The sequence below is a fragment of the Hamadaea sp. NPDC050747 genome, assembly GCF_040654195.1.
Lineage (GTDB): Bacteria > Actinomycetota > Actinomycetes > Mycobacteriales > Micromonosporaceae > Hamadaea.
This window is the reverse complement of record NZ_JBFAHM010000010.1, coordinates 161,501-185,320: the sequence shown is the minus strand read 5'-3', so window position 1 is coordinate 185,320 and position 23,820 is coordinate 161,501. Positions and strand designations below refer to the sequence as shown.

Below are 23,820 nucleotides of genomic sequence, written 5' to 3'. Positions count from 1 at the left end.
AGCCCAGACTAGGCGAGCAGGGTCACCGGGATCCGGACGACGTCCTGATGTGAGCTGTCGTTCGGCGAGATCCAGAAGACCTCGACGATGCCCGCCTGGTCCCGGCCGACCCGGAAGGACACCCGTACGCTGAACGACCCCCGGCAGCCGGAGCCGCAGGTCGCGGTGGTGAACGTGGTGGCGATCTGCTTTCCGGCGGCGTCGAGGACCCGGATGTTCACCGTGGCCTCGAAGACGTCGGCCGTCCCGGCGACCGTGATCGGGCTGCCGCGTCGCTGTCCGATGACCGGGTTCGTCACCACGATCGCGGGCAGCAGATCGGTGTAGTCGCCCCGGCCGACGGGTGCGGCCAGCGCCGTGCCGTCACGCTGGAACGCGACCTTGGTGACCGTGGCGAACTGGGTCAGCGTGTAGACCACCTGCGCCTGGCGCAGGCGGGCGGCGTCGCGACCGCCGTCGTAGAACCCGGCGGGGAAGCTGACCGTCTCGACGCCGTTGCTGATGCCGACGATGCGGAAGGTGGTTCCGCCGGGGAATCCGGTGGTCAGCCCGGCGGATGCCTCGACCGTCGTCGGTCCGGCGGCCAGCTCGGTGAGGGCCAGCTGCGAGGTCGACTGGGTCGCCGGGCGGGTCCGCTGCGTGTAGGCGATCCGTCCGTCGCGGACGAGCCACAGGCTGATGGTCACGGTCCCGGCGGGCTTGGCCGATGTGGCCTGGCCGGGCGTGCCCGTCGGCTGGGCGGGCGGCGACTCGGCCGGTGGAAGGGTCGGCGTCGCGGCGGCGCTCGTCGGCGGGGCGCCGGTGGGCGCCTCGCCCAGTGAGCCCGACTTGGGCGTACACCCGGCGACGGCCGTCACGAGCACGATGGTGACAAGGAATCGCTTCATGACCGAGCACCCTCCTCGGCTTGGTCCGCAGCGGCTTCACCGCGGAGTAACCGTTGCGTAACAGGCAGATCCAGTCGCGCCTCGGTGCCTCGACCCGGCTCGCTCGTGATCGTCACCCGGCCGCCGAGGAGCCGCGCGTTCTCCTGCGCGATGGCCAGGCCGAGACCGCTGCCCTGGCTGCTGCGCGCCGGGTCGGCCTGGTAGAACCGGTCGAAGACGTGCGGCAGGTGTTCCGGCGAGATGCCTGGACCGGCGTCGCTCACCACGACGGTCACCGTCCGCGCGTCACCGCGTACGGTCGCGCGGATCGGCTCGGCTCCGTGCTCCGCGGCGTTCGCGAGAAGATTCGCGAGTACGCGCTCCAGCCGTCTCGGATCGGTACGGAGGCCGACGGTGTCCCCGTCGATCGTGACGGGCCAGTCGTGGGCGGCGGCGAGCGCGCGAAGCAGCGCGAGCGGATCCACGGTCGCCGCGGTCACGTGCTCCCGTCCGGCGTCCAGCCGGGAGATCTCCATCAACTCCTCGATCAGCCGCCGTAATCGGACGACGTCGCCGATGAGCAGCTCGGCCGGTCGGCGTACGCCGTCGGGCAAGTCCTCGACCTGCTCGGCGAGCAGCGACGCCGCCGCCACCAGCGACGTGACCGGCGTACGCAGTTCGTGGGCCACGTCAGCGGTGAACCGGCGCTCCCAGGCGATGGCCGGATCGAGGGTACGCCGCGCGAGCAGGCGCCCGACCAGGGCGGCGAGCAGCACCACGGCCAGCCACCCGGCGATGAGAACCGCCCGCAGCTGATCCAGATCGGAATGGATCCGGTCCTCCGAGCGGACGACGTAGAGCTGCGCGGTCGAACCCGGGATGCGCCCGCCCACGACCAGCATCCGCGTTGTTTCCGGACGATCGAAGGCGATCCGGCCGGCGGCCACCTCTGCTCGCAACGCCGGGCTGAGCACCGGGGCGTACGCCGGATTCGAGGCGGTCGTCTCCCCTTCGGCGACCAGGACGACGTGGCGGCCGCTGCTCTCGTACGCCGCGAGCAGGTTGTCCTGCCGTTCGCCGTCCAGCGGAAGGAACTGGCGGGCGGCGATCAGCTGCGGGCGTACGTCGGACGCCGTCTGCTGGAGCGAGTCGTCCAGCCGCGCCTGGCGTACCAGTAGATAGGAGCCGGCCGCCAGCGCACCCGCGGAAATTCCCGCGACCAGGACGAACGCGATGGTCAGCCGGCGTCGGAGCCGGCCGGGCGGGACCGCGCGCGCCCTCATGGCCGCTACCCGGACAGCTTGTAGCCGGCGCCGCGGACCGTGCGCACCAGCTCGGGACGGGCCGGGTCGTCCTCGACCTTCGCCCGCAGGCGCTGGACCGCGACGTCGACGAGCCGCGAGTCGCCGAGGTACGGGTAGGACCAGACGCGGTCGAGCAGAAGCTCGCGGGTGAAGACCTGGCCGGGCCGCCGGGCGAGTTCCAGGAGCAGCCGGAATTCCGTGGCGGTGAGCGCCAGCTCGCGGCCGCCTTTGTGGACGGTGAAGCGTGCGGGGTCGATCTCCAGCCCGCCGACGGACAGGACGCCCTCCTCCGGGACCGCCGACGCCCGGCGCAACAACGCCCGCACCCGGGCGACCAGTTCCGGCAGGTCGAACGGCTTCTTCACATAGTCGTCGGCCCCGCACTCCAGCCCGACCACCACGTCGATGGTGTCCGTCCGCGCGGTCAGCATCAAGATGGGCACCTGACTGGACCGGCGGATCTGCCGGCACACCTCCAGCCCGTCGACCAGGGGCAACATGACGTCGAGGACGACGAGATCCGGCTCGTGCGACCGCCACGCCGCCAGCGCCTGAGCGCCGTCGACGGCCGCGCCGACGCGGAACCCGGCCCGGCGCAGCCCCAAGACGGTCACCTCGCGAATAGCGGCGTCATCCTCGACGACCAGCAGATCCGCCTCCATGCCTGGATGGTCTCACCACTGGTGCGCGACGTCGACGACTATCCGGCTGTGGGTGCCCGGCCCGTTCAGGGTGAACACCCGGTACGGCAGGCGCGCCCGAACGCCGATCGCGAAGGTCGTGTACCCCTCGGCGGTGCCGCCCGCGACGACGTCCCGCAACGTTCGGTACGGGACGACTGTCGCCACGTGCCGGCCGGTGGCGTACGAAGCCGGTTCCAGCAGCACGACCTGGATGACCGCCCCACCGGCGGTGTACGGCGACAGCGGCAGGCCGGTGCCCTGCGTGTACGCCTCCCCATACGCCGTGCGGTAGCCGCTCGCGGCCCCCTCGAACTCGAACACGACCCGGTCATAGCAGTCGTGCCGGCCCGTACGCACGGTCAGCAACTGCGCCTGCGTCAGCGCGCCGGCCGACTTGCCGCCGCTGCCCCACGTGATTCCGCAGTACGGCGCGGCCGCCTGCGCTGTTCCTCCTACGCCGAACCCGCTCGCGATGATGATCGCCGCGGTCAGCCAGATCTTCATCCTCATGCCGGTCAGGGTGGGCTCGGTGGGGCACGGGAGCTTCGCAGGCAGGTAACCGTCAGGTAACCGCTCGGGGATCGTCCGGCCAGTCTGCCGGCGTCAGGCGCGGGCGATCTGGAGGAGGAACTCGGCGTTGCTCGACGTCTTCCGGAGCCGCTCCACCACCTGCTCGCCGGTCGCCTGCCCGTCCAGGTGATGCAACGCCTGCCGGAGACGGCGTACGAGGGCCAGTTCGTCCGGCGGGAGCAGCAGTTCTTCGCGACGCGTACCGGAGGCCTCGACGTCGACCGCCGGGAAGATCCGCCGCTCGGCCAGCCCGCGCAGCAGCCGCAGCTCGGCGTTCCCGGTGCTCTTGAACTCCTCGAAGATCACCGTGTCGCCCATCGACCCCGTCTCGACCAGCGCGGTCGCGATGATGGTCAGCGAACCGCCGCCTTCGAGGTTCCGGGCCGCGCCCAGGAAGCGCTTGGGCGCGTGCAGTGCCCCCGCCTCGATGCCGCCCGTCATGATGCGCCCGTTCGCCGGGGCGGCCAAGTTGTAGGCACGCCCCAGCCGGGTGATCGAGTCGAGCACGACGACGACGTCCCGCCCCAGCTCGACGAGCCGCTTCGCCCGCTCGATCGCCAGCTCGGCGACCGCGATGTGGTCCGACGGCGGACGGTCGAAAGTGGACGCGACCACCTCTCCGCGTACGGTGCGGGCCATGTCGGTGACCTCCTCCGGACGCTCGTCCACGAGCACCGCCATGAGGTGCGCCGCCGGGTGGTTCACCGAGACGGCATGGGCGATCGCTTGCAGCACAAGGGTTTTGCCAGCCTTCGGCGGTGAGACGACCAGAGCCCGCTGCCCTTTCCCGATGGGCGTCAGCAGGTCCACAATCCTCGTCGTGAGAATGTGCGGCTCAGTCTCCAGCCGCATCCGCTCGGTGGGAAACAGCGGCGTCAGCGCGTAGAAGTCCGGGCGGTCCGGCGCCGAACCGGCGGGGACCCCGTTCACCGTGGTCACCTCGGTCACGGCCGGACGGCGGGGACGCCGATCCCGGGCCTCGCCGAGCACGGTCACCGCCTCGATCCAGTCGCCCCGGCGCAGGCCGTGCTTCTGGATCACGCCCTTCGACAGGTACGCGTCGTCGTCGCCGGGCAGATAACCGTCGACACGGACGAAGCCGTGCCCGTCGTTGCGGAGGTCGACGACTCCGGTGATTTCGTTGGTCATGGAAAGCTCCTGAACAGGAAGAGTCGCACCGGGCACGGCTGTGCACCGGTGGGAAGCGCGTCGCGTACGCTGCGCGAACGGCGCTGAGAGGAACGGTCGACGCATCGTCGGATGAAGACGGAAATGCGGATCAGACCGGGAAAACGAGCACCACTGGGGCGGGAAGTCCACGCCGGCATCAGCGGGTGCTACGCAGAAGGTAGCTCACTGCGTACGCCGCGCGCAACGGCGCGCACTGGGCCGGGATCGCTCGACTGGTACGTTTTGGGGCAAGTTGATCTCCGCTGAGCCCGCAAACGCATCAGTCAAGGGATCACCGTTGGGACCGACGCAAAGGGCGCCGGACATCGTCCGGCGCCCTTCGAGGTACGGCAGAGTTACGAGTCGCCGCCGGTCTCGCCGGCCGGGGCGGCCGTGACGTCCTCGATCGCGTACTTGCGGGAGGCGTCGGCGACCACGCTGGCCGGGACCTCGCCGCGCTGGGCGAGCTGGGACAGCGTCGCGACCACGATCGACTCGGCGTCGACGTGGAAGTGACGGCGCAGCGCCGACCGGGTGTCGGACAGGCCGAACCCGTCGGTGCCCAGCGAGGTGTAGTCACCCGGGACCCAGCGGGCGATCAGGTCCGGGACGGCGCGCATCCAGTCGGAGACGGCCACCTTCGGGCCGGGCGAACCGGCCAGGGCCTGCGCCACATACGGCGTACGCGGCGAGTCGGGGTTGAGCAGGTTGTGCTGCTCGCACTCGACGGCGTCCCGGCGCAGCTCCGTCCAGCTCGTCGCGGACCAGACGTCGGCCGAGACGCCCCAGTCCTGGGCGAGCAGTTCCTGGGCGCGCATCGCCCACTGCATGCCGATGCCGGAGGCCAGGATGTGCGCCTTCGGCCCGTCGCCGGTGGCCGGGGAGTACCGGTAGAGGCCCTTGAGGATGCCGTTGACGTCCACGTTCTCCGGCTCGACCGGCTGCGTGATCGGCTCGTTGTAGACCGTCAGGTAGTAGTAGACGTCCTCCGGCTTCTCGCCGTACATGCGCCGCAGGCCGTCCTGCACGATGTGGGCGATCTCGAAGGCGAACGCCGGATCGTACGCGAGCGCGGCCGGGTTCGTCGCCGCGAGCAGCAGCGAATGGCCGTCCTCGTGCTGGAGGCCCTCACCGTTGAGCGTGGTACGCCCAGCGGTCGCCCCGAGCAGGAAGCCGCGCGCCATCTGGTCGGCGGCCGCCCAGAGCCCGTCGGCGGTGCGCTGGAACCCGAACATCGAGTAGAAGATGTAGACCGGGATCATCGGCTCGTCGTGGGTGGCGTACGAGCTGCCGGCGGCGGTGAACGAGCCGACCGAGCCGACCTCGTTGATGCCCTCGTGCAGGATCTGCCCGGCGGTCGACTCCTTGTAGGAGAGGAACAGTTCCCGGTCGACCGGCGTGTAGGTCTGCCCGTGCGGCGAGTAGATCTTCGCCGTCGGGAAGAGCGAGTCCATGCCGAAGGTGCGGGCCTCGTCCGGGATGATCGGCACCCAGCGCGGGCCGATGTTCTTGTCCCGCATCAGGTCCTTGAAGAGCCGGACGAAGGCCATCGTGGTGGCGACCTTCTGCTTGCCCGAGCCCTTCTTGATGTCCTTGTAGAGGTCGTCGCCCGGCAGGACCAGCTTCTTGCTCTCGGTCCGCCTGCTCGGCAGGCTGCCGCCGAGGGTGTTCCGCCGCTCCATCAGGTACTGGTACTCGTCGGAGTCCTTGCCCGGGTGGAAGTAGGGCGGCTCGTACGGGTTGGCCTCAAGGACCGAGTCGGGGATGTCGAGGTAGAGGCGGTCCCGGAAGGACTTGAGGTCGTCCAGGGTCAGCTTCTTCATCTGGTGCGTCGCGTTGCGGCCCTCGAAGTGCGAGCCCAGCGTCCAGCCCTTGATCGTCTTGGCGAGGATCACGGTCGGCTGGCCGGTGTGCTCGGTGGCCGCCTTGTAGGCCGCGTACAGCTTGCGGTAGTCGTGCCCGCCGCGCTTGAGGCCCCAGACCTCGTCGTCGCTCATGTGCTCGACCATCTTGCGGGTCCGCGGGTCGCGGCCGAAGAAGTGCTCCCGCACGTACGCCCCGGACTCCGCCTTGTACGTCTGGTAGTCGCCGTCGGGCGTGGCGTTCATCAGGTTCACCAGCGCACCGTCGGTGTCGGCGGCGAGCAGCGGGTCCCACTCGCGACCCCAGATGACCTTGATGACGTTCCAGCCGGCGCCCCGGAAGAAGGCCTCCAGCTCCTGGATGACCTTGCCGTTGCCCCGGACCGGGCCGTCGAGCCGCTGCAGGTTGCAGTTGATGACGAAGGTGAGGTTGTCCAGCTCCTCACGAGCGGCGACGCCGATCGCGCCCAGCGTCTCCGGCTCGTCCATCTCGCCGTCGCCGAGGAACGCCCATACTCGCTGGTCGGACGTGTCCTTGATGCCCCGGTGCTGCAGGTAGCGGTTGAACCGGGCCTGGTAGATGGCGTTGACGCCGCCGAGGCCCATGGAGACCGTCGGGAACTCCCAGAAGTCCGGCATGAGGCGCGGGTGCGGGTAGGACGGCAGACCGCCGCCCGGGTGGCTCAGCTCCTGCCGGAAGCCGTCCATCTGCTGCTCGCTCAGCCGGCCCTCAAGGTACGCGCGCGCGTACATGCCGGGGGAGGCGTGCCCCTGGTAGAAGATCTGGTCGCCGCCGCCGGGATGGTTCTTGCCCCGGAAGAAGTGGTTGAAGCCGACCTCGTAGAGGCTCGCGCTGGAGGCGAAGGTCGAGATGTGCCCGCCGACGCCGATGCCCGGACGCTGCGCGCGGTGCACGGCCATGGCGGCGTTCCAGCGGATGTACGCCCGGAGCCGGCGCTCGACGTGCTCGTCGCCGGGGAACCAGGGCTCCCGCTCGGGGGTGATGGTGTTGATGTAGTCGGTCGTGGTGAGCGGGGGTACGCCCACCTGGCGCTCGCGGGCTCGTTCGAGCAGGCGGAGCATGACATAGCGAGCGCGCTTGGCGCCGCGCTCGTCGATCACGCCGTCGAGCGACTCGACCCATTCAGCCGTTTCCTGCGGGTCGATGTCCGGCAGCTGGCTGGGCAGGCCGTCGCTGATGACCGGGCGCTTGCGTTCGGTGGACACAGGCGTTCCCTCGCGTTTGTGTGGAAGTAGACCTTGTTATTTGGTGTTGTGTGACAGTGGTACGTCATGTTCATCCTGCCTCGCCGACCCCGTCCCCGTCACGCCGAACGCGAACGGATGCGATCCGCGACACGCCTACTGACCAGTAACATCGCAAGATCACTCACAGGATGCCGGATAACGCTGCCTCCGCGCACGCGAACACCGCGTTATCCGGCAAGCCGCGCCGTTCAAGCGGGTTATCCGGCAAGCCGCGCCGTTCAAGCCGCGCCGAGGCCGGCCGGGCCGCGCCGACCAAGCCGCGACGGCGCCGGTCACGCCTGGAGGGAGCGGGACTGGAGGGCGGCGCGGACCTCGCGTACGAGCGACGGCAAGTCGTCCTGCATCCGGGTGGCCGTGACGTGGATGACGAGCCATCCGGCGCCGAGGACCCGGTTGAGCCGAGCCCGGTCGCGTTCGAGCTGCTCGCGGGAGGCGTGCCAGGCTCCGTCGTATTCGACGGCGACCCGCGCGGCGGGCCAGGCGAGGTCGAACCGGGCCACGAACCGGCCGGCGTCGGTCAGGACGTACTGCCCCACCGGCGGCGGTAGCCCGGCCCGGATCAGCGCCACGCGTATCCGGCTCTCCTGCGGCGACTCGGCGAGCGGATCGGCGAGCGCTACCGTCTCCGAGACCCGTCGCCAGCCCGTCTCGTCCCGCTGACCGGCGATGAAGACGGTGAGGTCCGGCAGGCTCGGGGCGCTGCGAGCCAGCAGGAGGTCCAGGTGGGCCACCGCCTCCTCGGGCGGCCACCATCGGCACAGGTCCCAGCAGGTCCGGGCCGGCGTGGTGACCCGGACGCCGTACGCCGGAGCCACGTGATTCTCGGGCAGCGGCCCTCGGTGGATCTTGAGCCCGGCCACCGGACCGAAGTCCCGGGCACTGAGGATCTCGACCGGCGCCTCGGCAGGGATGAGACTCGCGCCGTGCAGCGCGGCCGCAGAGCGTCCAGCGATCGCCGCGTCGCCTGGGATGACGTACCGTCCGGCGGCCCTGGCGCGAAGGTCGTGGGTGATCGGGAGGTCCGCGTCGGTGTACACGTCGCGAAAAAGCCGCCGCCAAGCCGTCGATCGAAGGTCCGCGCTGGTCAGCAGGCCGAGTCGACGGGCCTCGCTGCCGCGGAAGATTCGGCGGCGCAGCTCGGGCGGGCGACGCGGTGACCGGGACATGCCGTCGACGATGGGGCCGGACCCCGTCACGTGGCCACCACGGAATCGGCCGCGCTGTGGACAGCGGCCGGATGTGGACAACATCAGGACGGCTTCGCGGTATCCGGGATGACGCGGCCTTCCACGGACGTCATAACAGCGTTATCCCGGGATAACGCTGGAGACGACCGGAGCGCGCCCCGGACGGGCGATAGGCGTGGGAGCCGGCCGGGCATAGTCTGCCCTCCATGCGTGCGCTGCGGTGGCTCGGAGTCCTGCTCGTCTGCTATTCGCTCGTGCCCCTGGTCAACGCCACCGTCCCGGCGGTCGCGCACCTGGCCGGGCAACGGCTGACCGTCTCGCACGACGGCTCCGACTCCTACGAGTGTCTCAGCGAGCTCGGCGCGCCGCCGCTCGCCGGACTGTACGGCGGCTGCGATGCGTACGCCCGGCCGGAGGGTGGCGAGCTGCGCCAGGTCACCCTGCGCGGCCCGAGCGAGCAGACGTTCCTGCGGCCGAAGGCCCGCGCGACCGCCTGGGGCTGGGGGCGTCAGGCGTACCTCTGGGAGGGGACGCCGACCACCCTGCTCGGCGTCGCCGGGCTGCTGCTGTTCCTGCTCGGCGTGAGCTTGCTCATCCGGGGCTTCCGGCGTACCCCTGAGGTCTTAAAGTCGCCCGCATGACCAAGGTGACGGTGGTGACCGGGGGCAGTCGGGGCATCGGCGCGGCGACCTGCCGCGTGCTCGCGGAGCGGGGGCACGATCTCGCCGTGGGCTATCGCCGCGATCAGGCCGCGGCCGACCAGGTGGTCCAGGCCGCGGTGGCGACCGGCGTCCGCGCGATCTCGGTCCAACTGGACACAGTGGTACGCGATGAGGTGGCGCACCTGTTCGATCGGGCGGAGGCGGAGCTGGGCGCGGTGACCGGGCTCGTCAACAACGCCGGGGTCGGCAGTCCCATCGGGCCGTTCGTCGACCTGACGGAGGCGGATCTCCGCCGCGTCGTCGACGTGAACGTGGTCGGCTACTTCCTGGTCGCGCAGGAGGCGGTCCGCCGGATGAGCGCGGGCGGCTCGATCGTCAACGTCTCGTCGGGCGCGGCCACCACCGGCAGCCCGAACGAGTACATCCATTACGCCGCCAGCAAAGCGGCCGTGGACGCGATGACCGTCGGACTGTCCAAAGAGCTGGGTCCGCGTGGCATCCGGGTCAACACCGTCTCGCCCGGCGTGACGCATACGGAGTTCCACGCGGGCAGCGGCGAACCCGGCCGGGCCGACCGGATCGGCCCGAACCTGCCGCTGGGCCGCGCCGGCCGGCCCGAGGAGATCGCGTACGCGATCGCGTGGCTGCTCAGCGACGAGGCTTCGTTCACGACCGGGGCGACGGTGCGTGTGGCCGGCGGCGCCTGACCGCTACGCTTGGCGCCCATGACCGCCCTCGACAAGGCCTTCGACGTGCTGGAAAGCCTCGCCGAGCACGAGCGCGTGACCGACATCGCGACCGCCACCGGGCTGCCGAAGTCGACGGTGCACCGCATCCTGCAGGCGCTCATCGAACGCGGCTTCGCCCGCAGCGACGGCAACGGCGGTTACCTCCCCGGACCTCGGATCTTCACGCTCGCCGGGAAAGTCACCCACCGGTTCGACCCGGCCCGGCAGGCCGCTCCCGCATTGGCGCGCCTCCGGGACGCGACCGGGCACACGGTGCACTTCGCCTTGCGTACGGGGGATGAGGCGGTCTACATCGCGAAGCTGATGGGACACCGGCCCTATCAGATGACCTCCCGGGTCGGGATGACGATCGAGCTGCACTCGACGGCCATCGGCAAGGCGCTCCTGGCGACCCAACCCGACGACGAGATCACGGCGTTCTGCGAACGATCCGGGCTGCCGGGGCGTACGCCCAACACCCGCACCACGGCGTCGGCGCTGCTGGCCGACCTCGCCCAGGTACGCGTACAGGGCTACGCGGTCGACGACGAGGAGAACGAAGCCGGGATCGTGTGCGTCGGGGCGGCCGTCCACGACCACGCCGGCCAGATCATCGGCGGGCTGAGCGTGTCCACGCTGCGACACGAGGTTGCCGGCGAAGAGGCGTACGCGCTCGGGCCGGCCGTCGTGGCGGCGGCACGCGAAGCGTCCCAAGCCCTCGGCGCCCCCTGACGGTCGCCTCGTCCCCGTCGCGCGCCCGTTTGGGCGCTGGATCAGGGATCCAGGTCGAATCTTGGACCATGATTCGACCGAGATCCCTGATCCAGCGCCGGGAGAGCGGGCCGGGAGAGCGGGCCGGGAGAGCGGGCCGGGAGAGCGGAGCGGGGGAGCGGGCTGGGAGAGCGGAGCGGAAGCGTCAGCGGGGGGCGAGCAGGTCCGGCAGTTCGGTGAGCGAGTCGATGACGGTCGCGTGGCCGGCCTGCGGCCGGGTGGCGTGCAGGAATCCCCAGGGGCCGCGGCGGATGAGGACCGGCATCATCCCGGCGTGGGCGGCGGGGAGCACGTCGTTGTCGAGCCGGTCGCCGACGTAGGCGATCGCCCCGGGCGCGGCCCGCGCCACCTCCGCGACCTTGGTGAAGAAGGCCGGTTCCGGTTTCTCCACGCCCCATTCGGCCGAGGTGAAGATGGCGTCGGCGGGCAGCGCCATGCGCTCCAGCGCGTCGCGTGCCTGCGGTGGCTGGTTGCCCGCGATGACCACCCGCAGCCCGCGTACGCGCAACTCGCCCAGCGCGGCCCGCACGTCGGGGTAGAGGTCTTCGGCGTCGAAGTTCTCGCGGAGTCCGTCCGGGTCCTCGACGGCCCATCTTGAGACGGCGTCGTCCACATCGAACCCCGGCTGGAACATCTCGAAGATGTCCCGGTGTGGGCGGTCGAGGGCGGCCGCGCCGCCGAGGGCGCCGAGGAACGTGAACACCGGTACGCCCAGCCGCTGCGCCCAGCGTGTCCAGATCCGGGTTTCGTCGATGAGGGTTTCACCGACGTCGAAGACGACCGCCTTGATCATGCCTACCACTCTACGAACGCCCGATCAGCCGTCGGCGGGCCTTGTCCCGGAACCCTTCGGTGACCCCGTCGGCGGTCAGGAGCCGGGGCAGCAACGCCGGTTCCAGGGTCACCGCGCGGAACGCCTCGCCCATGGTGACGCCGCCGTCCGGCCGGTGGACGACGGTGATCGAATCACCGGCCCGGACCGTCCCCGGCGACAGCACCCGCAGGTACGCCCCCGGCCGGGCGGTCTGCGTGAACGTCTTGACCCAGCCCCGTTCGGCCATCCAGGCCGCGAACGTGCCGCACGGGATGCGCGGATCGGTGACCTCCAGCAGCAGGTCGTCGCCGATGCGCCAGCGCTCGCCCATGAGCGCCCCGGTGACGTCCAGCCCGGAGGTCGTCAGGTTCTCCCCGAAGCAGCCGCCCGGCAGCTCCCGGCCCAGTTCACCGGACCACCAGTCGAGGTCCTCCCGGGCGTACGCGTAGACCGCCTGGATGTCGCCGCCGTGGTGGCGCCGGTCGCAGACGGCGTCGCCGGTGAGCCCGCTGCCGAGCCCGGTGTCCCGGGCGCCGGGGTCCCGCACGTAGACCGGCTCGGCTACCGGCCGCTTGTCGATGCCGGTGACGCCGACCTCGGACGCGTCGGTCTCGCGCGCTACGCCCAGATTCACCGAGATCACATACGCCACCCTCCGATCCTAGCTAACCTGAGGTCATGCGCCGCTTGCTCGCAGTGGCCGCCAGCTCACTGGCCACGGGGCTGCTCATGGGAACACCCGCGTTCGCCGCGGCCGGCAGCACAGCCACCGCGACCGTCACCGCTTCGCCGGAGACCGTTCGTCCCGGCGGCACCACCACCGTCACCGCCGGTTGTGGCAGCGACGCGACCAGCGCGACGTTGAGTGCGCAGGCAGTCAGCGGTTCGTCGCAGGTCGGCATGAAGCGCGCACCCGACTCGTCCGGCCCCGGCGCGTACGCCGCCGAGGTCACCGTCCCCGACTCCACCTTGCCCGGCACCTACCAGCTCAAGGTGTGGTGCAGTACCGGGGAGGCCGGCACCGGAACCCTTGTGGTGGCGCCCAACGGCGCTCCGACCACAGGCGACGGTTCCACGGCTTCCGGCGGTACGCATCGGGCCGTCGCCCTCGCCGGTGTCGTCCTGGCCGTGAGCGCCGCGGCCGGTCTGGTGCTGACAAGGCGGCGAGGAGATGCGCGTCAAGGTTCCTGAGTCCCTCCGGAAGTTCTTCGGAAAACTGAGGATTCCCGAGCCGGTCCTGATCACGGCCGGCATTGCCGGAATCGTGCTGCTCGGCTGGGCGACCTTGGGCCCCGAACCACCGGTGTCCGTCACGCACGGGCTCATCGGCGGCGTCCAGGGGGCCGGCGGCGGACTCGACCGTTCCGAGCCGGTCAAGCTCACGATCCCCGCCATCGCGGTGACGGCCGAGGTGACCCCGGTCGGCATCGACGACGCCGGGGAGATTCAAGTGCCGCCGCTGTCCGCGCCGATGGTCGTCGGCTGGTACAACCATGGCCCGGCGCCGGGCGAGGTCGGTGCGGCCGTGCTGCTCGGCCACGTCGACGCCGCCCCGGCCGGTCCAGCCGTCTTCTACGACCTGGGCAGAGTGCCGGTCGGCGCCGAGGTCAGCGTCGACCGGGCCGATCGGCGTACCGCCGTCTTCACCGTGGAGGCCGTCCGCGCGTACCAGAAGGACGCCTTCCCGGTGGGGGAGATCTACGGCCTGGCCCGACGCGCGGAGCTGCGGCTGGTGACCTGCGGCGGGCCGTTCGCCGACGGTCGGTACCGGGACAACGTGGTGGTCTTCGCCGTCCTGACCGCCGTCCGCTAACTTCGCAGCATGCGGATCAGGATCATCGACGCCTTCACCGAGGAGGCGTTCCGGGGGAACCAGGCGGGCGTGTGCGTGCTGCCCGCGGGTGACTGGCCGGACGAGGGCTGGATGCAGCGGGTCGCGGCCGAGCTGAACTGCGCCGAAACCGCGTTCACCCGGCCGGTCGGCGACCAGTGGGGGCTGCGCTGGTTCACCCCGGCCACCGAGGTCGCGATGTGTGGGCACGCCACGCTGGCGACCGCGCACGCGCTGCACGAGGACGGTCTGGCCGACGAGGCACGGTTCGACACGCTGAGTGGCTCACTCGGCACTTCGGTAGGCGTGGGCGGCCTGATCACGATGGACTTCCCGGCCAGCCCGCCCGTCGCCACCGAGCCTCCACCGTCGCTTGTGGACTCACTCGGCGTCTCGCCGCTCGGCGTCTACGACACCGGCGACCTCGGTGACCTGCTGGTCGAGCTGCCGTCTGCGCTTTCCGTCCGCGACCTGCGGCCGAATCTCGCCGGCCTCGCCGAGCTGGGCACTCGCTGCGTCATCGTCACGGCTCCGGCCGAACCCGGCTCCGGTCAGGACTTCGTCTCGCGCGTCTTCTGCCCCGGCGTGGGCGTACCGGAAGATCCGGTGACCGGCAGCGCGCACACCGCGCTCGGCCCGTTCTGGGGCGCGCGCCTCGGTGCGACGTCGCTGGTCGGCCTCCAGGCCTCGCCGCGGTCCGGCCAGGTCCGCGTCGAGCTGAAAGGCTCGCGCGTGATTCTTCAGGGGTACGCCGTGACGGTGCTGGACGGAGTCCTGACGGAGAAGGCGGTGAACCCGTGATCCGCCCGGCGACCCCGGCCGACGTGCCGGCGATCCACGCGATGATCGCCGAGCTGGCCCTGTTCGAGAAAGCCCCGCAGGAGGCAGTCGCCACCGTCTCCGACCTTTCCTCCGCGTTGTTCGCGCCCAACCCTTCTGTCTTTGCTCACGTGGCGGTTTCTTCCGACGGCGACGTCGTCGGCTACGCGATCTGGTTCCTGAACTTCTCGACGTGGCGCGGCGTGCACGGCATCTACCTCGAAGACCTCTACGTACGCCCAACCGCCCGCGGTGACGGCCACGGCAAGGCGCTGCTCCGCGAGCTCGCACGCCTCTGCGTCGAGCGCGGGTACGCCCGCCTCGAATGGTGGGTGCTCGACTGGAACCCGGCCCGCACCTTCTACGAGTCGCTGGGCGCGTCCGCCCTCACCGAATGGGTGCCCTATCGGGTGACCGGCCCGGCCTTGACCGCGCTCGCCGCGTCTTCACCCGGCGACCAGTCGATCTAGGCGAGAAATGGCTGCCCCGGCGACCGTTTCTCGCCTAGATCAACCGGGAAGGAGGGAGGTATGAACGCGAACAAGATCATGTACAAGCCGGTGGGCCTCATCGGCGGCGCACTGGCGGGCGTCCTCGCCGGTATTGCGTTCAAGCAGGTCTGGAAGCTGGCCTCCGGCGAACCGGACGCGCCCAAGCCGACCGACGAACGCAGCCACTGGCCGGAGATCCTGCTCGCGGCGGCGCTCCAGGGTGCGATCTTCGCCGTCGTCAAGGCGGCCGTCGACCGTGGCGGCGCGCAGAGCTTCCGCCGCCTCACCGGGAAATGGCCCGGCTGACCTACCGGTCCCGCAGCTGGTCGTCCCGGTAGAGTTCCCGCACTCGGGCCAGGAACCAGTCCGGCACGACGCCGTTGCGGCGCAGGATCCGCCGGTCGTCGGCGCTCAGCTCCTGCGCCGCGTCGAACACCGCCTCGGCGTACGCGCCCATGTGGTCCCGTTGATGGCTGCGCGCCTCGTCGTGGCCGTACCGGCTGCTGCCCGCGCTGAGGATGCGCATGAGCAGCGACGGTCGCGTCTTCGCCTCGATCTGGTCGCGTACCGCGAGCCAGCACAGTCGTTCGTCGGTGAGCCGGTGGTCGTCCACGGGCGGCACTTTAGCGATCTTCCGTCGGCTGCGGTGCCCCGGCTGAACGCAATAGCGCAATCGTCCGATTTACGCCGGGTGAGCGTGCCGTTACCTTCGTGTCCATGAAGGAGGGCGCGGTCGTCTTCGTCGCCATTGGGTTGGGTCTGGGCATGCTCATGGGTGCCCGATGGGTGCGAATGAAGGGGGCTCGGAGCGGCTGGAGAGGCGCCAAGGCCGGCGTACCCAAAGCGAAGGCGGCCAAGAAGGCCGCCTTCAGTGGTTACATGTCGCATACTCGCCAGGCGTTCTTCATGATCCTGGTGATCGTCGCGGTCTTCTTCGTCCTCATGAAGATCGCCCAGGCGAGCTGAGTCCCGGCTAGTCTCGCCAGCCCGCGATCTCCACACCCTTCGCCGCCTCGACGCGTACGCCGAATCGGATCTTCGCCGCACCCTGCGGCGCCAGGGCCAGCTTCCAGGTGAGGACGCCGAGGTCGGAGCGCTCGGCCGGGGCGGGCTCGGCGATCGTCTCCTTCACCGTGATCGCGCCGTCCCGGGTGACGGGCAGCTGATCCAGGACGGTGACCGTGATCGCGTGATCGCCGTGGTTGGCGACCCGGATCTCGTACTCCGTCTCGGTCCGGCGGGTGCTGCCCAGCGTCGCCTTGGAGGCGCTGCGCTTGGTCAGTTCCCGCTCCACGCGTACGCGGTCGTCGACGCCCAGGGCGAGTTCGCGCTCCTCCTCGGGCGCCCACGGCTCCAGCGACGTCGCTCCGACGAAGTCGCCGTCGTGGAAGAGGGAGGCGCGACCGGGCGGCAGCGTATGCGTCGTCGAGTTGACGACGGTCGCGCGCAGCACCGCCTCCTCGGCCTTGACCGGGGCGGTCACGTAGTCCAGGCGCGCCTGCATCTCGAAAGTGCCGATGACGGTGCGGTGGCCGGTCCCGTCGGCCGGTACGGCGATCGGCCGTTGCGGACGGTAGGTGGCCGCGACCGGGCCCTGCTCGACGGCGGCGAACGAGTCCCGCATCGGGGCTGCCCGCTTCGCCATGGTCTGCGCCGGAGGGGCGGCGGCCGGCGAACGCGGGATCGCGGCGCCCACCGCCATGTCGCTGACCTCGGCCGCCAGGGCGAAACCGGGCGCCGGCGGCAGCGGCCGGTGGACGTCGACGTACCACGGGTCCAGCTCGGGCACCGAGAGCGCGCCCGCCGGCCGGGCCGTCGACAGGCGCAGGTCGGCCTCCGGCCAGTCCTCGCCGGTCTGCTGCGTGACCAGGGCGTACCAGCTCAGGGCGAGCCGTTCCCCGGTCAGCCGCAGGTCGAAGCTGCTGGTCCAGCTCGCGCCGGTGACGACGTAGCTGAGATCGAGGTCGACCTCGCCCTCCTCGTCGGCGGCCAGCGTGACGACCGCGAGCAACCGGTCGGGCTGACGGCGGCCCCGGAGGTCGGCCAGCCGGCGTTCGGCGGCCGCCCGGCGCTTGAGCAGGTCCTCGCGCAGGCGTTCGCGCTCGCGCCGGGCCTTCAGCACCTCCGTGTGCTGCGCGTCCAGACCGTCGGCGAAGGCGCCCACGCGCTCCATCTCAGCCGTGGACAGGGCGCTCGCCGTACGCATCGCGAGGCGTTCGAGGAAGGCGACCCGCGCGGTGGCGACCTGGTCGGCGTCGGCGAGCCCGGCGATCTGCGCGTCGATCTCGCGGAGTTCGGCCTCCAGCGCGGTCACGAGTTCGTCGTCCGGTTCGGCGGCGCGCCGGGTGACCAGGTCGACGCCGAGCACGGTCGCCGGGCCTCGGCCGGTGACCCGGATCGAGTCGCGCAGCAGGCCGAGTGGCAGTGGGCCGATCGCGACCTGTTGTTCGCCGGAGCTCAGGGCGGTGACGCCGGATCGGGTGACCCGGGCGCGATCGGGGAAGACGGTGACGGCGGTGATCGGGGCGGCGATCTCGACGGCGCTCATCCCGTGCACTGTAGCCGCCTCCGAACACCCTCAGTGGCATGTTCCGGAGCCGGAGTCGGTGAACGACTTCCCGGCCACCGGCACGAACTGGTACGCGTACGAGTCGGCGCGCAGGCTCAGCTTGAGCACGCCGTAGGTGTCGTCGTTCCGCACGACCGAGTGGGGGCGTACGCGGTCGAAGCCGTAGTGCGACGCACCGCCGGTGCCGACCACGATCGGCAGCACACCCCGGTCGAGGTCGGAGTGGCCGTCCCCGTCGAGCGGCTGGAACCGCTCGTAGTTGTGGTTGTGGCCGCTCAGGTTCAGTTCGACGCCGTGGGCGTACAGGGTCTGGAAGAACGGGCTCATCCACTTCGCCGGCCGGTGATCGAGGCCGGAGGTGAACAGCGGGTGGTGCCACATCGAGACGGTGCATGTGGCCTTGGACGCGGTCAGGTCGGCGTCCAGCCACCGCAGTTGCTTGTCGCAGTCGACCTGGTCGCAGTTCGAGTTGATCACGACCACGTGCCACCTACCGAGGTCGTAGGAGTAGTACCCCAGGTCGGGTTCGCCCGCGCTCTTGCCGAAGTACGCGAAGTACGGCCCGGCGCCATCGGTGCGGTAGTCGTGGTTGCCGACGGTCGGCCGGGTCCGGTCGCGGTGGCGGCCCCAGGTCGGGTCGTAGCAGCGGTCGAAGTTGCGGGCGCTGCCGTCCGGGTAGACGTTGTCGCCGAGGGTGAACACCGTGCCCGGGATGTCGTCCAGCAGCTTCGCCGTACGCGCCGAGCCGCTGCCGCAGGCGGCGATGTCGCCCGCTCCCACCAGAACGGCGTCCGCTGCGAGGGCGGGCTCCGGACTGCCGAGTCCGATGAGGAGGAGGGTGCAGGCGAGCAGGCTCCAGCGCTTCACGATTTCCATTTTTGCGCCAAATCCGGCAAATCGCCAGAATACCGGCGTGCCGCGCGTCGCGCCTCGACGCCGCGCTACTGAGCCGTGACCGGCGTACGCGGCATCGCCACCACCGCAGCCCCCATGAGGATCGCGACGACTGCGATCGACAGGAAGACGTGGCTGGACGCTGCGGCCAGGTCGGGCAGCGCGAAGTTGGCGACCGCGCCGAACAAGGCGACGCCGACCGCGCCGCCGACCGAGCGGGAGAACAAGTTGGCCGCGGTCACCACCCCGCGTTCCGACCAGCCGACGGTCGTCTGCGCGGCGATGAGGGTGGGGGCGGCCGTCCAGCCCATGCCGAGGCCGACGACGAAGCACACCGCGCCCACCACCCACACCGGGGTGTGCGTACCCAGGAGGGTGGTCAGCAGGCAGCCGGTGATCGCCACCGAGCTTCCGATGATCGCCGTGGTGCGGAACCCGAACCGCATATACGCCCGCCCCGACTGCGACGCTGCGAGCGGCCAGCCGAGGGTGAACGTGGCCAGGGCGAAGCCGGCGACGAGCGGACCGGTCCCCAGGACGCCCTGCACATAGGTCGGCACGTAGGAGGTCAGTCCGAAGAGGACGATTCCGACGCCGGCCGAGACGAGGCTGCTGGTGAGCAGAATCCGCCGCCGGAAGACCCACAACGGCACCACCGGTTCGGCCGCCCGGCGTTCCACGAGCACGAAGCCGACGAGCAGCGCCAGCCCGGCCACCGGTACGCCGATCCCGGCCCACGACGCCCAGGGCCACGCCTCCCCGCCTTCGAGCAGCCCGAGGATCAGCAGCGTCACGCCGGACGTGAGCAGGACCGCGCCCCGGTAGTCCAGGACGGGCTTCCGGCGTACCACGTCTTCGCGGAGATTGCGCAGGAGCATGGCCGCGGCGAGCAGACAGAGCGGGATGTTGATGAAGAAGATCCACCGCCAGTCGGCGAACTGCGAGAAGACGCCGCCGAGCGTCGGGCCGACCACCGAGGAGACGGCCCACACGCTGGCGATGTAGCCCTGGACCTTGCCTCGTTCGGCGGTCGTGTAGACGTCGCCGACGATGGTCATGCTCATCGGCTGGATGGCGCCGGCGCCCAGCCCTTGCACCGCGCGGAAGACGATCAGGGCGACCATGGACCAGGCGAGGCCGCACAGGATGGAGCCGGCCAGGAAGAACCCGATGCCCAGCAGCATCATCGGTTTCCGGCCGAACAGGTCGGCGAGCTTGCCGTAGATGGGCACGGTGACGGCCTGCGCGAGCAGGTAGACCGAGAAGAGCCAGGGGAACTGGTGGAAGCCGCCGAGGCTCGCGACCACCGAGGGGACGGCGGTGGCGATGACGGTCGAGTCGATCGCCACCAGGCCGATGGACAGCATCAGGGAGATGAGCAGCGGGCCGCGGTCCGAGCGGAAGCCGACATCGGCTCGGGTAATGGGCGTTCGGCCGGTCTGCTCGATACTCCGCACGTTCCGATCGTATGCCTCGGCAGTCCGGTGACTGGCTGATGTCGCATCGGTGCGCGATGCTGGCCAACGTGACGACTCCTCAAGATCTCGACGAGCGGTTCCGGAAGACGGTCGCGGCCCTGCCCGTTCCGGCCGAGCCCACGGCCGGGTGGGGCGAGCTGTCGCCGGATCGGGCGCTGCGCCTGTTCGACGCGCAGATGACCAGCCGCCACCTGGATCTGGCGGCGCGCTGGCTGCGTGGATTCGGCGAGGGGTTCTACACGATCGGGTCCTCCGGCCACGAGGGCAACGCCGCCGTCGCCGAGGCGCTCCGCTACAGCGACCCGGCCCTGCTGCACTACCGGTCGGGCGCGTTCTACTGCGTCCGCGCGGGGCAGCCCGAGGACTCCGGCGTCGACCCCGTCCGGGACGTCCTGCGGGGCATCGTCTCGTCGGCGCAGGAACCCATCGCGGGCGGCCGGCACAAGGTCTTCGGCAACCGCGGCCTCAACGTCGTGCCGATCACCTCCACGATCGCGTCGCACCTGCCCCGGGCGGTCGGCATCGGGTACGCGATCGAGCGCGCCCGCGCTGCGGCGACCGCTCACCGCAAGAAGAGCGCTGCGGCTCGCGTACCAGTCGGATCATCGGAGCTGGAACCGCATGTGGCCGGTGCTCTGGGCAGTTGGCCGGCCGACGCGGTGGTGGTGTGCTCGTTCGGCGACGCGTCGGTGAACCACGCGTCGGCGCAGACCGCGTTCAACGCGGCCGGGTGGTGTGACCACAGTGGGCTGAAGCTGCCGGTGCTGTTCGTGTGCGAGGACAACGGGATCGGCATCAGCGTGAAGTCGCCGGCGGGCTGGATCGAGGCGAGCCTGCGGTCGAAGCCGGGCCTGCGGTACTCCCAGGCCGACGGCACCGACCTGGCCGAGGCCTACGGCGCGGCCCGGGAGGCGGCCGACTGGGTACGCCGCCACCGGCGACCGGCGGTCCTGCACCTGCGCACGGTACGCCTCATGGGCCACGCGGGGGCGGACGCCGAGCTGGGCTACCGGACCGCCCGCGAGATCGAGGCCGACGCGGAGCGTGATCCGCTGCTGCTGACCGCGGCCCGGCTGGTGGCCTCGGGCCTGGCCACCCCGGAGGAGCTGCTGGCCCGCTACGACGAGATCGGCTGGCAGGTACGCAAGACGGCCGAGGAGGTCATGGTCGAGCCGAAGCTGGCCACCGTGGCCGAGGTGATCGCGCCGTTGGCGCCGAGACGGCCGCTGCGCGTGGCGCGGGTGGTGTCCGAGGCCGGCGAGCGCGCGGCGGGGCCGCTGTCGGTCAAACGCGGCGCCGGACCCACCGGCCCGGTGACACTGGCGCAGGCGATCAACGCGACGCTGGCCGACGCCCTGGTCACGAACCCGGCGGTCGTCCTGTTCGGGGAGGACGTGGCGGCCAAGGGCGGCGTCTACGGGGTCACCAAGGGCCTCCGCGAGAAGTTCGGGCCGAGTCGGGTTTTCGACACGATGCTCGACGAGACGACCATCCTCGGGCTCGCCAACGGCGCGGGGCTCGGCGGCCTGCTGCCGGTGCCGGAGATCCAGTACCTGGCGTACCTGCACAACGCCGAGGATCAGCTGCGCGGCGAGGCGGGCAGCATGGCGTTCTTCTCCAGCGGCCGCTATCGGAACCCGATGGTCGTCCGGATCGCGGGACTGGCGTATCAGGAGGGCTTCGGCGGCCACTTCCACAACGACAACTCGCTGGCCGTGCTGCGGGACATCCCGGGCCTGGTGATCGCCTGCCCGGCCCGCGCCGACGACGCCGCCGCGATGCTGCGTACCTGCCTCGCTGCGGCGCAGGCGGACGGCACGGTCAGCGCCTTCATCGAGCCCATCGCGCTGTACCACACGCGTGACCTCTACGAATCCGGCGACGGCCAGTGGCTCGCCGAATACCCGCCGCCCAACCGCTGGGGCGCCACGCATGTCCCGATCGGGCGCGCCCGCACCTACGGCGTCGGCGACGCCGACGCGCTCACGATCATCACCTTCGGCAACGGCCTGCGCATGTCGCTGCGGGTCGCGGCCCAGCTCGCCGCCCAGGGGGTGGGCACGCGCGTGGTCGACCTGCGCTGGCTGTCCCCGCTGCCCGAAGCAGATGTGGTACGCGAAGCGGCGGCGACCGGCCGAGTCCTGATCGTCGACGAGACCCGCCGATCGGGAGGAGTGGCCGAAGGCGTCCTCGCGGCGCTGGTCGACGCGGGCTACGTCGGCGCCGTCCGCCGGGTGGCCGCCGCCGACACGTACATCCCGCTCGGACCGGCCGCCAAGACGGTCCTGGTGAACGAAGACATGATCATGTCCGCCGCGCGTAGCCTGCTCGCCGTGTGAGTTTGTCCCCGCCCCGATCGGTGCGCCACTTGCGCAAGGGGCTAGAACTGTGTGAACTACCCGTTGACCGGTGTGTGCCGGTCGGCCCCGTCTAGCTGACGCGGCGAAGTCGAAAGGGAGGCACTCTAACGTGAGCGCGACCGCTGGTCAGGCCGCCGATGGCGTACGCAGCCTGGCGGACCGGTTCGGTGTGGAGCCGGACATGGTGGTCATGGAGATGGGATACGACGAAGACGTCGACCACGATCTCCGTGACGCGCTGATTGACCGCTGCGGGGAGCTGGTCGACGAGGACACCGACGAGGTGGTCGACGCGGTGCTGCTGTGGTACCGCGACGGCGACGGGGATCTGGTCGACCTGCTGGTCGACGCCCTGACTCCGCTGGCCGACAACGGGGTGGTCTGGTTGCTGACGCCCAAGGCCGGCCGGGAGGGTCACGTCGAGCCCAGCGACATCAGTGAGTCCGCGCCGACCGCCGGACTCGCGCAGACCACGACGCTGAGCGCGGGCAAGGACTGGGCCGCCGCCCGTCTGGTCGCGCCGAAGGCGGCGCGCTCGAAGCGTTAGGTCTTTCTTCCTGTGGGTTTCCCTGCCTTGTGAGGAGTTGCCATGGCGGGTTCGCTGGACGTGGGCTCAGTCGCGCCCGATTTCATCCTGAAAGACCAGAACAACCAGGAAGTTCGGCTTTCCGCGTTCCGGGGTCGCCGCAACGTCCTGCTGGTCTTCTACCCGCTCGCCTTCAGCGGCACCTGCCAAGGCGAACTCGGCGTCCTCCGGGACAACCTCGCCGACTTCACCGACCTCGCCGAAGTCCTCACCGTCAGCGTCGACTCCGCGTACGCCCACAAAACCTGGGCCATCGACCAAGGCTACGAATTCCCCCTGCTGGCCGACTTCTGGCCACACGGTGCGGTGGCCCAGGCGTACGGGGTGTTCAACGCCGACAAGGGGTACGCCAACCGCGGCACCTTCGTCGTCGACGTCGACGGCATCATCCGATACGCCGCCGTGAACGAACCCGGCGACGCCCGGGACCCGGAGGAGTGGCTCAAGGCGCTCGCCGCCCTCTAGCCCATGCCCGTTTCCCCGCTCAGCTTCCCCCGCAGGATCAGGGTTCTCGGTCGAATCTTGGGACAAGATTCGACCGAGAACCCTGATCCTGTCCGGACGAGCGTTGATCCACATCCCGGTTCGTGTCGTATTCGGGCTCTCCAGCGACACGCATCGGGATGTGGATCAACGCAACCCGTCCGGCGGCGCGAATGGCGTTCGCGCAAGATCACGCCGATCGGGTAGACTTCCCAGGTTCCCCGGGCCAGCGCGCCTGCGGACGGGCGCGTAGCTCAGCGGAAGAGCATCCGCCTTACAAGCGGAGGGTCGCTGGTTCGAACCCAGCCGTGCCCACATCTCTCACCTCGCCGAAGTGCGAGTGGCGGGCGGGGGGGGCGGGGGGCCCCGCCGCGCGCCACGAGCGGCGGGGGGGGCGGCGGGGGCGGGCGGCAGCCCCCCGCG

The 23,820-nt window shown here is 70.7% G+C and carries 24 protein-coding genes, 1 tRNA gene and 1 pseudogene; 13 read left to right on the top strand and 13 right to left on the bottom strand.

Annotation, left to right across the window (positions count from 1 at the left end):
• Positions 1 to 8: 8 nt before the first annotated feature.
• The 7 genes and pseudogenes from AB0H43_RS24570 to AB0H43_RS24540 all read right to left on the bottom strand — a co-directional run bounded on the left by AB0H43_RS24570 (position 9) and on the right by AB0H43_RS24540 (position 8,920).
• Entirely contained in the window at positions 9 to 887 is an 879-nt protein-coding gene (locus tag AB0H43_RS24570; RefSeq protein ID WP_360002723.1) for a Gmad2 immunoglobulin-like domain-containing protein, read from the bottom strand.
• A complete protein-coding gene (locus tag AB0H43_RS24565) occupies positions 884 to 2,149 on the bottom strand; it encodes a HAMP domain-containing sensor histidine kinase (protein WP_360002721.1) in 1,266 nt (421 codons plus the stop codon). The genes AB0H43_RS24570 and AB0H43_RS24565 overlap by 4 nt, the downstream gene beginning before the upstream one ends.
• Before the next feature lie 5 nt (positions 2,150 to 2,154).
• Positions 2,155 to 2,832 (bottom strand): response regulator transcription factor, encoded by a 678-nt coding sequence (locus AB0H43_RS24560; protein WP_360002719.1) that lies wholly within the window; start codon positions 2,830 to 2,832, stop codon positions 2,155 to 2,157.
• Positions 2,833 to 2,844: 12 nt separating this feature from the next.
• Positions 2,845 to 3,363 carry a hypothetical protein gene (locus AB0H43_RS24555; RefSeq protein WP_360002717.1) on the bottom strand — a complete coding sequence of 173 codons (519 nt, stop codon included), beginning with the start codon at positions 3,361 to 3,363 and terminating at the stop codon, positions 2,845 to 2,847.
• 93 nt (positions 3,364 to 3,456) lie between these two features.
• A pseudogene (rho, locus tag AB0H43_RS24550) lies at positions 3,457 to 4,560 on the bottom strand (transcription termination factor Rho); the annotation flags it as partial.
• 389 nt (positions 4,561 to 4,949) lie between these two features.
• Complete coding sequence (aceE, locus tag AB0H43_RS24545) at positions 4,950 to 7,682, bottom strand: pyruvate dehydrogenase (acetyl-transferring), homodimeric type (RefSeq protein WP_360002715.1); 2,733 nt, start codon at positions 7,680 to 7,682, stop codon at positions 4,950 to 4,952.
• 314 nt (positions 7,683 to 7,996) lie between these two features.
• A complete protein-coding gene (locus tag AB0H43_RS24540; RefSeq protein ID WP_360002713.1) occupies positions 7,997 to 8,920 on the bottom strand; it encodes a hypothetical protein in 924 nt (307 codons plus the stop codon).
• 197 nt (positions 8,921 to 9,117) lie between these two features.
• Between AB0H43_RS24540 and AB0H43_RS24535 the strand changes: the two genes are divergently transcribed.
• Genes AB0H43_RS24535 through AB0H43_RS24525 form a run of 3 tightly spaced genes read left to right on the top strand, consistent with a single transcriptional unit; the run spans position 9,118 to position 11,033 of the window.
• Positions 9,118 to 9,552, top strand: a complete 435-nt coding sequence (locus AB0H43_RS24535) for a hypothetical protein (RefSeq protein WP_360002711.1) — start codon at positions 9,118 to 9,120, stop codon at positions 9,550 to 9,552.
• On the top strand, positions 9,549 to 10,280 hold the full coding sequence (locus AB0H43_RS24530) for an SDR family oxidoreductase (protein ID WP_360002709.1): 732 nt from the start codon (positions 9,549 to 9,551) through the stop codon (positions 10,278 to 10,280). Before AB0H43_RS24535 ends, AB0H43_RS24530 begins: the two co-directional genes overlap by 4 nt.
• Before the next feature lie 18 nt (positions 10,281 to 10,298).
• Complete coding sequence (locus tag AB0H43_RS24525; RefSeq protein WP_360002707.1) at positions 10,299 to 11,033, top strand: IclR family transcriptional regulator; 735 nt, start codon at positions 10,299 to 10,301, stop codon at positions 11,031 to 11,033.
• 184 nt (positions 11,034 to 11,217) lie between these two features.
• On the opposite strand, the gene AB0H43_RS24520 is transcribed toward AB0H43_RS24525, so the two are convergent.
• Positions 11,218 to 11,865, bottom strand: coding sequence for an HAD family hydrolase (locus AB0H43_RS24520; protein WP_360002705.1), 648 nt, complete (start codon positions 11,863 to 11,865; stop codon positions 11,218 to 11,220).
• A 10-nt stretch (positions 11,866 to 11,875) separates the two neighbouring features.
• Positions 11,876 to 12,538, bottom strand: a complete 663-nt coding sequence (locus AB0H43_RS24515) for an MOSC domain-containing protein (protein WP_360002703.1) — start codon at positions 12,536 to 12,538, stop codon at positions 11,876 to 11,878.
• A gap of 26 nt (positions 12,539 to 12,564) precedes the next feature.
• Between AB0H43_RS24515 and AB0H43_RS24510 the strand changes: the two genes are divergently transcribed.
• The 5 genes from AB0H43_RS24510 to AB0H43_RS24490 are packed head-to-tail and all read left to right on the top strand — an operon-like array spanning position 12,565 to position 15,333.
• Complete coding sequence (locus AB0H43_RS24510; RefSeq protein ID WP_360002700.1) at positions 12,565 to 13,077, top strand: hypothetical protein; 513 nt, start codon at positions 12,565 to 12,567, stop codon at positions 13,075 to 13,077.
• Positions 13,058 to 13,699, top strand: coding sequence for a class F sortase (locus tag AB0H43_RS24505; protein ID WP_360002698.1), 642 nt, complete (start codon positions 13,058 to 13,060; stop codon positions 13,697 to 13,699). Before AB0H43_RS24510 ends, AB0H43_RS24505 begins: the two co-directional genes overlap by 20 nt.
• A 9-nt stretch (positions 13,700 to 13,708) precedes the next feature.
• A complete protein-coding gene (locus AB0H43_RS24500; protein WP_360002696.1) occupies positions 13,709 to 14,518 on the top strand; it encodes a PhzF family phenazine biosynthesis protein in 810 nt (269 codons plus the stop codon).
• Positions 14,515 to 15,006 carry a GNAT family N-acetyltransferase gene (locus AB0H43_RS24495; RefSeq protein WP_360002694.1) on the top strand — a complete coding sequence of 164 codons (492 nt, stop codon included), beginning with the start codon at positions 14,515 to 14,517 and terminating at the stop codon, positions 15,004 to 15,006. The genes AB0H43_RS24500 and AB0H43_RS24495 overlap by 4 nt, the downstream gene beginning before the upstream one ends.
• Positions 15,007 to 15,066: 60 nt before the next feature.
• The gene (locus tag AB0H43_RS24490; protein WP_360002692.1) at positions 15,067 to 15,333 is read left to right on the top strand and encodes a DUF4235 domain-containing protein; all 267 of its coding nucleotides are present in this window, start codon (positions 15,067 to 15,069) and stop codon (positions 15,331 to 15,333) included.
• A 1-nt stretch (position 15,334) separates the two neighbouring features.
• Here the strand turns inward: AB0H43_RS24490 and AB0H43_RS24485 are convergent, their stop codons facing one another.
• On the bottom strand, positions 15,335 to 15,640 hold the full coding sequence (locus AB0H43_RS24485; RefSeq protein WP_360002691.1) for a hypothetical protein: 306 nt from the start codon (positions 15,638 to 15,640) through the stop codon (positions 15,335 to 15,337).
• Positions 15,641 to 15,744: 104 nt separating this feature from the next.
• Here AB0H43_RS24485 and AB0H43_RS24480 point away from each other — a divergent pair, with 104 nt between their 5' ends.
• The gene (locus AB0H43_RS24480; RefSeq protein WP_360002689.1) at positions 15,745 to 15,993 is read left to right on the top strand and encodes a hypothetical protein; all 249 of its coding nucleotides are present in this window, start codon (positions 15,745 to 15,747) and stop codon (positions 15,991 to 15,993) included.
• A gap of 7 nt (positions 15,994 to 16,000) precedes the next feature.
• Here AB0H43_RS24480 and AB0H43_RS24475 read toward each other — a convergent pair whose 3' ends face one another.
• From AB0H43_RS24475 to AB0H43_RS24465, 3 genes are all read right to left on the bottom strand, one after another.
• Positions 16,001 to 17,575 (bottom strand): DUF4139 domain-containing protein, encoded by a 1,575-nt coding sequence (locus AB0H43_RS24475; protein ID WP_360002687.1) that lies wholly within the window; start codon positions 17,573 to 17,575, stop codon positions 16,001 to 16,003.
• Positions 17,576 to 17,605: 30 nt separating this feature from the next.
• Positions 17,606 to 18,463 carry a hypothetical protein gene (locus AB0H43_RS24470; RefSeq protein ID WP_360002685.1) on the bottom strand — a complete coding sequence of 286 codons (858 nt, stop codon included), beginning with the start codon at positions 18,461 to 18,463 and terminating at the stop codon, positions 17,606 to 17,608.
• A gap of 74 nt (positions 18,464 to 18,537) precedes the next feature.
• On the bottom strand, positions 18,538 to 19,947 hold the full coding sequence (locus tag AB0H43_RS24465) for an MDR family MFS transporter (protein WP_360002683.1): 1,410 nt from the start codon (positions 19,945 to 19,947) through the stop codon (positions 18,538 to 18,540).
• Positions 19,948 to 20,003: 56 nt separating this feature from the next.
• Here AB0H43_RS24465 and AB0H43_RS24460 point away from each other — a divergent pair, with 56 nt between their 5' ends.
• The 4 genes from AB0H43_RS24460 (at position 20,004) to AB0H43_RS24445 (ending at position 23,712) form a co-directional block, all read left to right on the top strand.
• On the top strand, positions 20,004 to 22,307 hold the full coding sequence (locus AB0H43_RS24460; RefSeq protein ID WP_360003146.1) for a thiamine pyrophosphate-dependent enzyme: 2,304 nt from the start codon (positions 20,004 to 20,006) through the stop codon (positions 22,305 to 22,307).
• Positions 22,308 to 22,437: 130 nt separating this feature from the next.
• Positions 22,438 to 22,875, top strand: coding sequence for a DUF3052 domain-containing protein (locus tag AB0H43_RS24455; protein ID WP_360002681.1), 438 nt, complete (start codon positions 22,438 to 22,440; stop codon positions 22,873 to 22,875).
• 42 nt (positions 22,876 to 22,917) lie between these two features.
• Positions 22,918 to 23,379 carry a peroxiredoxin gene (locus AB0H43_RS24450; RefSeq protein ID WP_360002679.1) on the top strand — a complete coding sequence of 154 codons (462 nt, stop codon included), beginning with the start codon at positions 22,918 to 22,920 and terminating at the stop codon, positions 23,377 to 23,379.
• A gap of 261 nt (positions 23,380 to 23,640) precedes the next feature.
• Positions 23,641 to 23,712 (top strand) — tRNA-Val (locus AB0H43_RS24445).
• Positions 23,713 to 23,820 lie beyond the last annotated feature (108 nt).